Origin of the sequence: Alteromonas gilva (assembly GCF_028595265.1) — a bacterium.
GTDB lineage: Bacteria > Pseudomonadota > Gammaproteobacteria > Enterobacterales > Alteromonadaceae > Alteromonas > Alteromonas gilva.
The window spans coordinates 104,902-118,369 of sequence record NZ_JAQQXP010000003.1 but is presented as its reverse complement, the minus strand read 5'-3'; the positions used below and the strand labels follow the sequence as shown (position 1 = coordinate 118,369).

Sequence of the window (13,468 nt, the reverse complement as noted above, 5' to 3'; positions counted from 1 at the left end):
GGGCCGGTTGTGTGACTAACGTGCTTTCAGGGTTGCTCGTACCACAGGTAACAGCCGCCGGCTTACCGGCACAGTCTGTGCGTTTTCGAGCTTCAGCATAGCGGTGGTGGTCTCGGACTGGGCAGATAATGCTGCCACTTTGTCCAGGTTCACCATATACGAGCGATGAACACGCACAAAGGTTTCGGGCAACAATGACTCGAGTTGCCTGAGTGTCCCGGTAAACAGTTTCTGACTGCCATCCAACAGGTTGAGCTCAACATAGTCGCCAGCGGCCTGACAAAATGCGAGTTGTTCACTGCGCACGAATTCGGTTTTACCGTTAGTGCTAATTTCTAACTTCGTTGGACTTTTTCTCTGTTGCGTCTCAGCCAGACGATACTCCAGTTTGGTTATAACCTGGCGGTCTTCCTCACTTTTACGCATTTGCTGTCGCATAAGCGCGGCTTGTTGAAAAAACAAATAAATCAGCAAACCCGCCAGCAGCAAAAAGTACACCGTGTCATGAAACGCCGATCTGGCTAGCAGAGCAGAACAGACAAACAGGCTTTGCACCAGTGTCCAGGTACCAGCAGTTTTTGGCCGGTCTTTTAACCAGCGACGTGCGGTTAAATATAAACTCATGCTGACCGGCAGGCTCAATCCCACTGTGGTTTTCAAATCAAATCCCGGCACCACAATTACACTGGCCAGCGTGATGAGTGAACCGGCCACTACCCATACCCACGATTTTTAGGGTTAAACAGCGATGCACTGTAGCCCAGTAGCACTAAACCAAAGGCAACTGCACAGGCTGTTACCAGGAGTAAGCGTAAGTCATGTACAGGGTAGTCATACCCGTACAGACCACGATAAATTTCCGCAAACTGATGTAATCCGGCAATCAGACTAAGTAAAGCCATATAGCGATACCCACGCTGATAGTGACGGCCCAGCCCGAGAGCAAAAAAGAACAGCATACCGACCAAAAACATGCCTACCAGTATTAAACCACTGACCGTTTTTTGCGCGTAAAAGCCGCCTGGAGATGAATAGTCGCCCAATGCCAAAAAGTAAAGCGGAAAGCCTAGTTTCAGCAATCCATGTTGCGCGGACATAACTAATACCAGTTCATTCGCGCTTGGTTGCAACAGGTTGGCCGGAATAAAAAATGATGAATCAATTCGACCCGGAATTTCAGCACTATCAGCTGCAGGTCTGCCATTATGACCAAGCAGTTGCCCATTTAAAAATACGCTGGATGCCGCTTTAGCAAATAACCACAAACCAACCGGATCTTGCGCATTAAGCCAGCGAGGTTCAGCATCAAAACTGAGCCGAACTGCAAGCAATCTTCCCTGCGTGTCAATACTGCCTAACCGCTGCTCCGTGCATTGTGCGGAATTGATTTGCTTAACAGATACTGGCACCGAAGCTAATTCACACACTGCTACGGGGCGTGAAAAGTCAAATGTTGTCAACCTGCTTACGGGCTCAGTAGACTGACTGGTCAGCCAATAAAACGTGCCACCGGCTGTACCCAGTAAAATTGCGATAATGAGAGTTAACACAACGGGATAATCTGTAAGCCGTTTATCGAACATTTGCTACCTTTTAGCCGGATCAACTGCCTTAGCGCCACCGTTTACCGAATTATCATAGGTTTATTGCAGTGGTTACGTTTGAATATTGCTGTCTTCAACCAACAGCGATGAAAATTCTATGCGAAGCATTTACGTATTAATAGCATTTTTACTTTTTTATCTAACCAGCATTGGCCGCCCACTGGCCGCCAATATTGAAAATGAAACCCCGATGATCTTTACCGCAAATAACGGTACACAAGTGGATGCCTACCAGGGGCAGCTAATGGTAAAGGAAAATCGCGACAATCCCTCATCGCGGCATATTCGGATTAACTATGTCCGTTTTCCTGCAACCAGGGACAACGCCGGACCACCGATAATTTATCTCGCCGGGGGGCCAGGGGGCTCGGGTATTCGCACCGCACAAGGCCGGCGCTTTGAACTGTTTATGGCGATGCGTGAATTTGGTGACGTGATCGCCCTGGATCAACGTGGTACCGGTCAGTCACAAAAGCCTGAGCAATGCATGGCTACCAACCAACCAGACATATCCCGGTTGTATGACGAAGCCAGCTGGCGATTGCTTTATCGCGAAGCGGTGCGACAATGCTTTGTACACTGGCAACAACAAGGCATCGATATTTATGGCTACAATACCACCCAGAATGCCCTCGATATTAACGATCTGCGCCTTCATTTGGGTGCTGAGAAAGTCTCGTTGTGGGGGATATCCTATGGCTCCCACTTAGCCCTCGCAGCAGTAAAGGAATTTGCTGAGCATATTGATAAACTGGTGTTGGCCAGCGTCGAAGGACTGTCTCAAACGGTAAAGTTACCCGCTCGCACAGATGCCTATTTTCAGCGCGTACAGGATGTCCTCAATGCCCAGGCTCTGGGAGAACAGGTTCCTGATTTACTTAAATTAATGCGCCGTGTACATCAGACTCTTAATGATGCTCCCCTAGAACTGACGCTTACCCGCCAGGACGGCACTGCTGTCTCTGTGCCGGTCAATGCCACTCACCTGCAACGCACGGCCAGTTTTATGATTGCCGATCCGGGGCCATATCTGGCAACATTGATACAGCTATACCAATCGCTTGGCCATGGCGACTCAAGGATGCTACAGGGTCTGTTGCAACAATTTGGCTACGCTGACCGCCCCTTAATGTTTGATCTGATGCCAACGGCTATGGATATTTCATCGGGTATTTCCGCTCAGCGTCTTGCCATGGTAGAACAACAGGCTAACGATGCCGTGCTTGGGTTACAGCTTAATTTTCCGATGCCACTGTTGGCCAACCTGGACCCCAGAATGGATCTGGGTGAGCACTTTCGCCGCATTCCGCAAAGCGATATACCAGTACTGGTTTTATCTGGCACACTTGATGGCCGTACCTATCCCACGTCGCAGCGAGAAGCCTTGCGTGGCATGTCGGCGGCGCAGTTTGTTACGGTTGCAAACGCGGGTCATAATTTGTTTATGAGTTCACCCGCTGTTACCCAAACAATTCAGGCGTTTATGCGCAGTAAGCCGCTTAGCAGTTCGGTGATACAACTCCCGCTGCCCGCTCTGGCAATGCCTGCTCGCTGACATGAAACTTACCGCAAACAAGTCAACACGCCGTTGCTGCGCAGCACAAACCAATCAGTTTGTCCCTGGTTTTCCCGGGGCAAACCGGCTTAAGTTGCAATCCCCAGTTCAACGCGTTGGCGTTTACTCAGGCCAGAGGACACAATGCGGTAAGATTCTGCGATGTAATACTTAAGATCATCATCCAGATGGCCAGCGGTATCCACCTGTTGAATCCATTTCAGCCCCCTGCTGGCCAGATAGGGGGCCGGAATATAGCCCGGGGCGTTAAGTAAAAACTCAAAGTTCAAAGCAGAGGTTTTGAAGGTATACGCAGGCGACTGACTTTTACTCAGACTACCAATAGCAAAGACTTTTCCGCCCACTTTCCACACATCAGAATTTCCCCACTGCACTACATGAGTCGTCGCTGAAAAGCTCGCGCAGTAAGCATTAAACTGTTGGTGATTCATCGTCAATTGCCGTGCGATATAATTGAAGTGTTAAAGGGTTTGTACCAAAGCCTAGCCAGTATGGCTGTTATTCCAGCCGCAGGCCATACACAGGCGCTGAAAAAAGCGTTTTTCAGGTACCCAGAAAGGGCTGTGGAGAGTCAAATTTACACACCATATTGCGCCCCTGTCGCTTGGCGTTATACAGCGCCTGATCAGCATTTTCCAGTAATAAATCCCAGGTATCCAGCAATTCCGATGAGGCAGAGATGCCAATACTAACGGTAGTGGTCACTGACTCACTGTGCTCGGTAATGACAACTTTTGATATCGCATGCCGTAAGCGCTCAGCCACTCGAAGGGCCTCATCTGAAGACGCGCCGGGCATAAGAATAACAAACTCCTCGCCTCCCAGTCGGCCAATGATATCCGACTGTCTAATCACTTTTGTCATAACACTGGCAACTTGTTTCAGCACTTTGTCACCCAGGGGGTGACCATATTTGTCATTGATGTTTTTAAAATGATCGATATCCACCATCAGCAATGAATGGCTGGGTATGTTGCGATCGGCCAGCGACAAATAGGCTCTCTGGATAAACGCTCGCCGACTCAGTAAGAGCGTCAGATCATCTGTATCCGCTTTTTCCCGCCAGTAGCGGCGTTGACGCAACAGATGTAATACCGGTAACAATAATGCAGTAACAATCACCAGTATCAAATGTGACAGCAATGCGGCTTCAAATAACTGATTCGTGGCGTTGTCGTGACCTGAAAAAGTCTTCGCGAAAAGCACAGCACCTTGCAGAAACATGATAAAAGAATGTAGTAATAGCACCGCACGCATGGCGTTGTAAGCAGTTTGATAAGGCGACTTGCGATCGTGGAAATACCCTTCTGTTACCAAAAACATGATCGCCATGAATACCGACGCCACAGCGTTAACGAGCTGTCCATAAAAGCTGGTAATGAGGATAGCGCCCGCGCCCGCGAAGAACAGTATTTGCGCTTTTTGAAACAGTTTTGAGGAATGACGCGTCAACTCAAATAAGTTAAGCCCAAAAAATAAGCCGTAGGTCGACCCATACAGAAGAAAACATGATAACGCATTGAGCACCTGGAAATTATTGTACTGGTGCGCAACCACACACAAGAGTATCCCGCTGGCAAACAGCCCGCAGGATCTTGACCAGTGCAGATAAGAGCAATGACCATTTTGCTTCTTATACATGGCATAAAAATAAATACAAACCAGCAAGTTGACAATAAAGGCCGTGGCAACACTGGTCGCTATTGGTAGCGCCATACTATGCAATACGCTCCATTCCGACACTTTTAGTAATCACTATCAGTCACTATACCAACGAAGTCTGACCATTAGCCCATATCTAAGTTATGGATAACACCTAAAAGGTATACGAACGCATACCGTGTTGACTGCTCAACGCCCCTGTATTGCAGCACAAAATGATTGTTTTTACGCTTATACCGCAGCCAGATAAAAACATCGAACTAAATACGCTACTGTGCGTATGCAATGACAGACATCCATAAAAAGGAGTTAACACATTTATGAGAGCGATAATTACAGCAAAACCAGAAGACGGCCTCGACGGCCTTACCCTTACGGATATTGACGAACCACAGGCGCCGACCGGCGAGCAAATCATGGTAAAACTACAGGGCAGCTCACTGAACTACCATGATTTAGGTGTTGCCATGGGTACAGCGAATGAGACCAAAGACCGAATCCTGTTGGCCGACGGCGCTGGCATCGTGGTTGCCGTTGGCGATGAGGTGACCGATTTTAACGTCGGTGACAGCGTGGTTTCGTGTTTTTTCCCCGATTGGCAAACCGGCGGGCCCACGGTCGGCGACTTTAGTCGCACCCCTGGTGATGGCATCGATGGCTATGCCCGGGACATGGTAGTAACCCCGCAACACTGGTTTACCAAGGCGCCGCAGGGTTGGAGCGCGCCAGAGTCGGCCACCATTACCACCGCCGGACTCACAGCATGGCGTGCTCTGGTCACAGAAGGCAACATAAAAGCCGGCGACAAAGTGTTATTGCTGGGCACCGGTGGTGTGTCAATTTTTGCATTGCAGCTGGCGAAGGCCATGGGCGCCGAGGTCGCTATTACCTCATCAAGCGACAGAAAACTCGACAAGGCCAAAGCGCTGGGCGCCGACTTTACCGTCAATTATAAAGACGACACCAGTTGGGGCGACACCGTAGCGCAGTGGTCCAGCGGCGGCGTTGATGTGGTCGTGGAAGTCGGCGGGCCTGCCACACTCACCCAATCAATCAACGCCTGCCGGGTGGGCGGTACCATTGTGTTAATTGGTGTATTAACCGGCTTTAATGGCGAGGTCCCCACGGCGGCAATGATGCTAAAACAGATCCGCCTGCAGGGTATTGTGGTCGGCAACCGTGAAATGCAACAAAACATGGTTGAAGCGGTGGAGCAAATGGGTTTTAAACCGGTGATCGATAAAACCTTTCCGCTTGAACATTTAACCGCAGCATTTAAATATGAAGTTTCGGCCGGCCATTTCGGCAAAATCGCCATTGATTACACCTTGGACGGATAAGCTTGATGCCTCAGGGTGCCAGTTTGCGCTGGCCCCCCTCATCTCCCAATTACCTGGCGGCGCAAGACTACACCAGGTTGCAGGTGTAATATTTGGCGTGCTGAAAAAACTGATATCAGTTTAAAGGTATCCTCTGCGTTCAACAGGGCTGCGAGTCGTATTGCACAGTGATAAGATACAAGCCCGTTTAACCATTAAAAATCCAATCGTCATAATGACTTCAATCTCACTCAGTAAAGCCGGTGGCTGGCTGGCCATTGTTACCCTGGCCAGCCAGCTAATGGCCGTTGCCGGTTGGTTATCAGGATCTGTTGCGGTGGTACTGGCCTGGCTGACTATGGCAGCCATGCTACCGACGCTGAACCGCTCAGCCCGCAAGCAATCGCTGAGTCTGTTTGTATTAGGCCTGGCAGGTCTGGTGGTCGGTATAGCGCTGCAGGTCGACATAGACTGGCAGGCAGTATTTGCGGCTAATGTGCCGTTGCTCACTATGTTTGTTGCAATTTCCTTTTTATCACTGACCAATGCGCCAGATGCTGATGCCCCCCTTCCCCGTGGCAACCGGGCCGCGGTGATTACCACTATTGGTACGAATTTGCTGGGAGCAGTGATTAATTTGTCGGTGGTACTGGTTTTTGGTGACAGGCTCAGGCGCCAGGGAACACTTAGTAATGCCCAGCAAATTGCCCTGACACGTTGTTTCACGGCTGCAGCCTGGTGGTCGCCGTTTTTTATAGCTACCGGCGTCGCCCTGATGTACGCCCCCGGAATGACCTGGACAGCAACCATCATACCCGGTGTTGTGATGACCATTTTGGCGATAGGTTATACCTTGTTAGATATCAGACGGCGCGACCCGGCGCAATTTGAGGGCTATCCGTTGCAAGCAGAGAGCCTGGTGATCCCCATTCTCATGGCGGCTTCAGTATTGCTTTTGCACCATTATTTTCCGGATGTGAGTATTATTGTATTAATCAGTATTTTGTCGGTGTTGGGTTCCTTGCTGTTCATGCGCGAGCGCCCGCGCGGGCCTGTCATCCGGCATTTTATTGAGCACCGGTTGTTAAGTGCCGGGGCGCAATTTGCGTTATTTTTGGCGGCCGGGGTATTTTCTGCCGGTATCAAAACCTTACTGGCAATCCATCCCGGGCTCATCGACTTACACCGCTATCCATTTGATGCCGGCATGTTTGCCCTGTTCAGTGCCGCGATGATAGGCGCAGGCCTGGTGGGCGTGCACCCGTTAATTAGTATCGCCGTCGTCAGCCCCATCCTTTTACCGCTGTCACCCGATCCAGCCAGCCTTGGTTTTATGTTTTTAAGCACATGGGCCATTTCTACCGGCTCGGGCCCGCTTTCGGGAATTGGCCTGGTCATGACCGGGCGTTACGGTATATCGTCTCGTCAGATCATCAAAAATAACTGGCATTATGTTGTGGTGATGTGGGGGCTTGCCTGCGTGGTCAACGCAGTGCTTCTGTGAGGCTGGACGGGCGATCACTGATTATATTAATCCCACGGCGCAGGTCCGAATTTAATGCTAAAGTAACGCCATCACCGTATTATCATGCAACAAGAAAACGTAAATTATGCAAATTACTCAGGAAACTCGCGATCTCAATACCGCAACCGGTCTTATGCGCTGTTATATCTATCGTCCCGCTATGGAAGGCGCTTTCCCGTCTATCATTTTTTATTCAGAAATTTTCCAGCATACAGCGCCTATTGCACGCTCTGCGGCAATGATGGCCTGCCAGGGCTTCGTGGTGATTGTGCCGGAGGTATTTCATGAATTAAATCCTATCGGCACTGTACTTGGCTATGATGATGCCGGCAAAGATAAGGGCAACAATGATAAGTGGACCAAGCCCCTGGCTGACCACGACAGCGATACGGCAGCCATGATTGAATTTTGCCAGACATCGCCCTATTGCAATGGTCATATTGGCGCTATGGGAGTCTGCCTGGGCGGTCACCTGGCTTACCGCGCTGCCATTAATCCGGCGATCAAGTCCGCTTTTTGTTTGTATGCAACGGATATTCACAGCAATACCTTACCCGCCCCTGACGCTGAACAAAGCCTGGCCAGAATGAAAGATATTCAGGGTGAGATCTTTTTTGTGTGGGGTAAGCAGGATCCCCATGTGCCCCATGAAGGTCGGCAAACTCTATATCAGCACTGTATTGCCAGTGGTATCAACTATCAGTGGCTGGAAGTCAACGCTGTACATGCATTTATGCGTGACGAGGGCGAACGTTATGATGGTGCGTTGGCGCTGCAAATGTATCAACAGGCAACCGCTCTATTTCAACGCACGCTGCGCTAAGCTGACATTGCGAGCCATCAACGTGCGACAGCCTTTTGTGTACGATCCGCCAATGTCACCTTATTTGACGGTGTTGCACCGGGACGACGATATCATTGTACTGAATAAACCCAGCGGGTTATTAAGTGTAACGGGTAATCGCCCCAGTCATAAAGATGCCTTAAGTAGCCGTGTGCAGCGGGTATTCCCGACTGCATCGGTGGTGCACAGGCTCGACTGGGCCACGTCCGGTGTCATCGTTATGGCTATGCACAAAGCTGCCAACCGCAGTCTGTCGCATCAATTTCATCACCGTATTACCCACAAGCGCTATTTCGCCAGAGTGCACGGTATCGTCAGCCAACAGCAAGGCAGTATCGATTTACCGCTCAGTACAAATGCATCGGACAGACCAACCCAAAGGGTTGATACCGAGCAGGGCAAACCCTCTCTCACCCACTACACCGTGCTGCATACCGAGGATAATCAATGGGGCGGTGAGAGCTGGGTAGAATTACGCCCGGTAACAGGCCGCTCTCATCAACTCCGGGTGCATATGCAAGCCATTGGCCATCCGATAATGGGCGATCGTCTGTACGCCCACTCGTTTAATACAAATGGCGCAACATCATTACCCCGACTGCAACTGCATGCCGAAACATTAATACTCAGGCATCCCCGTGATAATAGCTGGCAACGCTTTTGCGCCGCTATACCATTTTTGCCGCTGACGCCAACACCGCTGGGCATCCCCGAATAACACCCTAGCCAGAATGTTCAAACTTGCTGGCAGGCCGGACAAAAATAAACGCGACGGCTGTTGCGTTCAGCCCGCACAATCAGCTCACCACAAACCCGGCAAGGCTTTTGGTCACGGCCAAAAACCATAAAGCGGCTGGCTTCGTAATCGGTGCGGGATGGCGCAGGTACCTGCTTTGCTTTAACAGGTACGGTATAGCCGCCGGTGTGATAAGAGCGCTTCGATACGATAATGGTTTGTTCGGCGAGTTGATGGATAGCTGCGTGAGTGAGTTCTCTGGGTTTTTTATCCGGATGCAGCCCGGCAAAAAACAGCACTTCGCTACGCAGGTAATTGCCGAGCCCTGCAACAAAGTGTTGATCCAGGTACAACGCGGACAAGCGCCGGCCACTAAAACGTTTATTCAGCAACCGCTCAGCAATAACGCTGGCATCCAGTTGCTCACTGAGTACATCGGGACCAAGCTTACGCAGAAAGGGGTGCTGTGATAACTGCTCTGTCTGCCACACACTGATATCCGAGGCGCTGTATAACAGCGCGCTACGCTCTTTTGTATGCAGCGCTAAACGCAGCGAGCGCCGGGTGTCTGGTATCTCGCCCCGCTTTGCGATTACCCACAAGCCATACAACTGGTTATGCGAATATACCGACAAGCCGTTCGCCAGATGAATCAGCATGGCTTTGCCTCTGCAGGTAACCGCTTTAACCAGCTGTCCGGTGAGCTGGCTGTGAAATGGCTTCAGGGCGTCAAGCCCTAAGGTTACGCGCTCTAAACGCTGGTTAACCAATGCTTGCGCAAGCGCATCAGCGCTTTGACGTATTTCCGGCCCCTCAGGCACGCGCGCTCCTTGTTGTTACCAAATAAATCCTGATACGTCAGCAGCGAGCTTACCGGATGACATCAACAGCGAATTAATGTTGGTGCGTGAGTTGTGGGCAGGGAGTGTTTTGGCCCCTTGTTTCAGCATCCCGTTAAGTTACCGGGCTCAGATTAAAAAACACCGTTAATCAGCTCAGCTTACGGCAGTGGAGCTTGCATCCGGAGGGTCAGGACCATAGCCAGTCATCATGAACTAACCCCAGAGCTTTAATAAAATGCTCGTAATCGGTTCGTCCCATTGCGCGGGCAACTGTTTTAAACTGTGATTTAGCTTTGATACCTTTCACCTGCAGTAATTCCAAACGTTTATCTGCATTACCGTCAAACTCTGAGGCGAGTATCTCTGCCGCTTTTTTATCTGCTTGCCAGTATTGCAAAACATAACCAATCAAACGCTTGTAAATACCTGGCATGCGCTTATCTTCGAGCGCTTTAGCCAAACCAGTGGCCGCCACGGCTTTTTGAAAAGACGATACGGTTTCGTGCTGAACAGCTATTTCCAGCTGTTCCAGCACACTTTGTATTTCCAATAGCAACTTTTGATGCGCGTGATTGCTGTACTGTGATGTATCGAGCATTTCTACATCAGCCAGCAGCATATCCAAATTGACCAAATGTCGTTGTGTTGTTCCCATAATCATAAACGAAGTAAATGGCGCGCAGCCGGGGTACGAAGAATGAGCATACCATAATCAACCTGCTACTCAGTAGTAGCCAATTAGTAATTTATTATCAACAGGATGTATTGCATTACTTTAATTTCAACAGCGTTTGTAAGACCGGTTTAAAAGTCGGGAAAACACCACGCTTTAGCTCAGAAAAGCAATCGCAATGTTGAAACCGCCGCCTTAGCTCATCTTTTCGGCGTTATCTTCACCACCGCGCACGAATTTTTTACGCCGCTAAAAATTAAATAGAAGCCATTGTTATTAAAATGTTTTATTTCACTTACGCATTTTCCAATCATGACAATCTGATTTTTCAATTATCTAAATCGGCCATTCTCGCTAACAATTAAGTTGTTAACACGCTGGGATCGTCCAGTAACGAGGAGAGCAATTATGACAATGAAAAAGACCTTATCCATCGCCGCAGCAGTTGCCTTTGCACTGTCGCCGGTTGTACTGACACCAACAGTCCACGCCGAAACCGTATCGGCAGAAGCTGGCAAAGCAAAGAAAAACAGTTTTTGGTGGCCGGAACAGTTGGACTTAACGCAGTTACGTGCGCACAGCGTCGAATCTAATCCTTACGGTGACAATTTTGATTATGCCGAAGCGTTTAACGCGCTTGATTTACAAGCGGTCAAATCGGATATTCGTGAAGTGCTAACACAGTCACAAGACTGGTGGCCAGCAGACTATGGCCACTATGGTCCATTTTTTATACGTATGGCCTGGCACGCTGCCGGTACCTATCGCGTTCATGATGGTCGCGGCGGAGCCGGGGGTGGTCAACAGCGTTTTGATCCGCTTAACAGCTGGCCGGACAATGCCAACCTCGACAAAGCCCGCCGCTTACTCTGGCCGGTAAAGCAAAAGTATGGCCGCAACATCTCCTGGGCTGACTTAATGGCACTGACCGGTAATGTTGCCCTGGAAGACATGGGCTTTAAAACTTACGGTTATGCTGGCGGTCGCGCAGACGACTGGGAGCCGGATTACGTTTACTGGGGTCCCGAAGAACAAATGCTCACCGACGAGCGCCGTGGTAAAGATGGCAAGCTCAAGGGGCCATTAGCCGCTGTGGAGATGGGCCTTATTTATGTAAACCCGGTAGGGCCGCACGGCAAACCTGATCCACTGGCCGCCGCCAGAGACATTCGTATGTCCTTTGGTCGTATGGCCATGAACGACGAGGAAATCGTCGCCCTGATAGCCGGTGGCCACACCTTTGGTAAAGCCCACGGTGCGAAAAAGCCAGAAGACTGCGTTGGCCCTGAGCCGGCTGCTGCCGATATTGAAGAGCAGGGTTTCGGTTGGAAAAACAAGTGTGGCAAAGGCCACTCTGAAGACACCACCACCAGCGGTTTAGAAGGCGCCTGGACGGTGACACCAACTCAGTGGACAACCAACTACCTGGATAACCTGTTTAGCTTTAACTGGGTTCAAACGAAAAGCCCGGCGGGGGCAATTCAGTGGGTGCCGGATGATCCGTCTGCTGCCCAGATGGTACCCGATGCGCATGTAAAAGGTAAACGTCACGCTCCAATAATGTTTACTACTGACATCGCCATCAAAAAAGATCCGGAGTTTCGCAAGATTGCCGAGCGCTTCCGCGCCAACCCGGACGAATATGAGCTGGCCTTTGCCAAAGCGTGGTTTAAGCTGAATCACCGTGACCTGGGACCGCGTGCGCGCTACCTGGGTGATGAAGTGCCAGAAGAAGCGCTGATATGGCAGGATCCGATTCCAGACGTTAATCATACGCTGGTGAACGATGCGGATGTGGCGAAGTTAAAAGACACCATTTTGGATACCGGTTTAACGGTTCCTGAACTGGTGAGAGTGGCCTGGGCGTCAGCCGCAAGCTATCGTGGTACTGATATGCGCGGCGGTGCAAACGGTGCCCGCGTTCGTCTTGCACCGCAAAATAGCTGGGCGGTGAACAACCCGGCAGAGCTGGACAAAGTGCTGATGGCGCTTGAGAAAGTAAAACGCGACTTTAACCGCAGTGCAGCGGGTGACAAGCGAATTTCAACTGCTGACATTATCGTCCTGGCGGGTGCTGCGGCACTGGAAAAGGCAGCTAAAGATGCAGGTCACGATATCACCGTGCCCTTTGTACCGGGTCGTATGGATGCCTCACAGGATATGACCGACGTTGAATCCTTTGCGGTACTTGAGCCAACCGCTGATGCATTCCGTAACTATTACGCGCCGGAGATGAACTACCTGTCGCCAGCAGAGATGTTAGTGGAACGAGCTGACCTGCTGAACCTGACGGTGCCGGAAATGACTGTACTGTTGGGCGGTATGCGTACGCTGGATGCCAACTATAAAGGCATGGACCACGGTGTATTTACCGACAAGCCAGGCAGCTTAAGTAATGACTTCTTTACTAACCTGCTGGATATGCGCACCAAGTGGAGTAAAACTGACGATGAAGGTGTTTACGAAGGACGTGATCGCGCCTCTGGCGAGCTGAAATGGACGGCGACTCCGGTTGATCTGATTTTTGGTTCTAACTCAGAGTTACGCGCCATAGCTGAGGTGTATGCGTCAGCCGATGCCAACACCAAGTTCATCAACGATTTCGTTGATGCGTGGGTAAAAGTAATGCAAAACGACCGTTTCGATCTTAAGTAAATCGCTAAAACCCGACAACAAAGGCGCCCATC

Annotated in this window: 12 protein-coding genes; 6 read left to right on the top strand and 6 right to left on the bottom strand. The window is 50.3% G+C overall.

Annotated elements, in window-relative coordinates; all coding sequences use genetic code 11:
- Positions 1-15: 15 nt before the first annotated feature.
- Together OIK42_RS16890 and OIK42_RS16885 are read right to left on the bottom strand one after the other, a co-directional pair.
- Positions 16-714 (bottom strand): LytR/AlgR family response regulator transcription factor, encoded by a 699-nt coding sequence (locus OIK42_RS16890; RefSeq protein ID WP_273642256.1) that lies wholly within the window; start codon positions 712-714, stop codon positions 16-18.
- A complete protein-coding gene (locus OIK42_RS16885; RefSeq protein WP_273642255.1) occupies positions 714-1,583 on the bottom strand; it encodes a hypothetical protein in 870 nt (289 codons plus the stop codon). The genes OIK42_RS16890 and OIK42_RS16885 overlap by 1 nt, the downstream gene beginning before the upstream one ends.
- 118 nt (positions 1,584-1,701) lie before the next feature.
- On the opposite strand from OIK42_RS16885, the gene OIK42_RS16880 reads away from it, so the two are divergent.
- A complete protein-coding gene (locus tag OIK42_RS16880; protein ID WP_273642254.1) occupies positions 1,702-3,159 on the top strand; it encodes an alpha/beta hydrolase in 1,458 nt (485 codons plus the stop codon).
- An 89-nt stretch (positions 3,160-3,248) separates the two neighbouring features.
- Here the strand turns inward: OIK42_RS16880 and OIK42_RS16875 are convergent, their stop codons facing one another.
- The gene (locus OIK42_RS16875; protein WP_273642253.1) at positions 3,249-3,611 is read right to left on the bottom strand and encodes an MmcQ/YjbR family DNA-binding protein; all 363 of its coding nucleotides are present in this window, start codon (positions 3,609-3,611) and stop codon (positions 3,249-3,251) included.
- A gap of 112 nt (positions 3,612-3,723) precedes the next feature.
- On the bottom strand, positions 3,724-4,896 hold the full coding sequence (locus tag OIK42_RS16870) for a GGDEF domain-containing protein (RefSeq protein WP_273642252.1): 1,173 nt from the start codon (positions 4,894-4,896) through the stop codon (positions 3,724-3,726).
- 266 nt (positions 4,897-5,162) lie between these two features.
- Between OIK42_RS16870 and OIK42_RS16865 the strand changes: the two genes are divergently transcribed.
- From OIK42_RS16865 to OIK42_RS16850, 4 genes are all read left to right on the top strand, one after another.
- Complete coding sequence (locus OIK42_RS16865; RefSeq protein ID WP_273642251.1) at positions 5,163-6,182, top strand: zinc-dependent alcohol dehydrogenase family protein; 1,020 nt, start codon at positions 5,163-5,165, stop codon at positions 6,180-6,182.
- Positions 6,183-6,396: 214 nt separating this feature from the next.
- On the top strand, positions 6,397-7,665 hold the full coding sequence (locus tag OIK42_RS16860) for a hypothetical protein (protein ID WP_273642250.1): 1,269 nt from the start codon (positions 6,397-6,399) through the stop codon (positions 7,663-7,665).
- 106 nt (positions 7,666-7,771) lie between these two features.
- Positions 7,772-8,509 carry a dienelactone hydrolase family protein gene (locus tag OIK42_RS16855; RefSeq protein ID WP_273642249.1) on the top strand — a complete coding sequence of 246 codons (738 nt, stop codon included), beginning with the start codon at positions 7,772-7,774 and terminating at the stop codon, positions 8,507-8,509.
- A gap of 52 nt (positions 8,510-8,561) precedes the next feature.
- Positions 8,562-9,248 (top strand): pseudouridine synthase, encoded by a 687-nt coding sequence (locus OIK42_RS16850; protein WP_273642661.1) that lies wholly within the window; start codon positions 8,562-8,564, stop codon positions 9,246-9,248.
- Between the two features lie 17 nt (positions 9,249-9,265).
- Here the strand turns inward: OIK42_RS16850 and nei are convergent, their stop codons facing one another.
- Positions 9,266-10,087 (bottom strand): endonuclease VIII, encoded by an 822-nt coding sequence (gene nei / locus OIK42_RS16845; protein ID WP_273642248.1) that lies wholly within the window; start codon positions 10,085-10,087, stop codon positions 9,266-9,268.
- Positions 10,088-10,295: 208 nt separating this feature from the next.
- Positions 10,296-10,763, bottom strand: a complete 468-nt coding sequence (locus tag OIK42_RS16840; protein WP_273642247.1) for a hypothetical protein — start codon at positions 10,761-10,763, stop codon at positions 10,296-10,298.
- Between the two features lie 432 nt (positions 10,764-11,195).
- On the opposite strand from OIK42_RS16840, the gene katG reads away from it, so the two are divergent.
- The gene (katG, locus tag OIK42_RS16835) at positions 11,196-13,436 is read left to right on the top strand and encodes a catalase/peroxidase HPI (RefSeq protein ID WP_273642659.1); all 2,241 of its coding nucleotides are present in this window, start codon (positions 11,196-11,198) and stop codon (positions 13,434-13,436) included.
- Positions 13,437-13,468 lie beyond the last annotated feature (32 nt).

Bases quoted from the DNA above. Each gene is read 5' to 3' on its own strand.
- katG (WP_273642659.1), top strand. From the start codon at position 11,196: ATGAAAAAGACCTTATCCATCGCCGCAGCAGTTGCCTTTGCACTGTCG.
- OIK42_RS16885 (WP_273642255.1), bottom strand. From the start codon at position 1,583: ATGTTCGATAAACGGCTTACAGATTATCCCGTTGTGTTAACTCTCATT.
- OIK42_RS16840 (WP_273642247.1), bottom strand. From the start codon at position 10,763: ATGGGAACAACACAACGACATTTGGTCAATTTGGATATGCTGCTGGCT.
- OIK42_RS16870 (WP_273642252.1), bottom strand. From the start codon at position 4,896: ATGGCGCTACCAATAGCGACCAGTGTTGCCACGGCCTTTATTGTCAAC.
- OIK42_RS16875 (WP_273642253.1), bottom strand. From the start codon at position 3,611: ATGAATCACCAACAGTTTAATGCTTACTGCGCGAGCTTTTCAGCGACG.
- OIK42_RS16880 (WP_273642254.1), top strand. From the start codon at position 1,702: ATGCGAAGCATTTACGTATTAATAGCATTTTTACTTTTTTATCTAACC.
- OIK42_RS16865 (WP_273642251.1), top strand. From the start codon at position 5,163: ATGAGAGCGATAATTACAGCAAAACCAGAAGACGGCCTCGACGGCCTT.
- OIK42_RS16855 (WP_273642249.1), top strand. From the start codon at position 7,772: ATGCAAATTACTCAGGAAACTCGCGATCTCAATACCGCAACCGGTCTT.
- OIK42_RS16850 (WP_273642661.1), top strand. From the start codon at position 8,562: ATGTCACCTTATTTGACGGTGTTGCACCGGGACGACGATATCATTGTA.
- OIK42_RS16860 (WP_273642250.1), top strand. From the start codon at position 6,397: ATGACTTCAATCTCACTCAGTAAAGCCGGTGGCTGGCTGGCCATTGTT.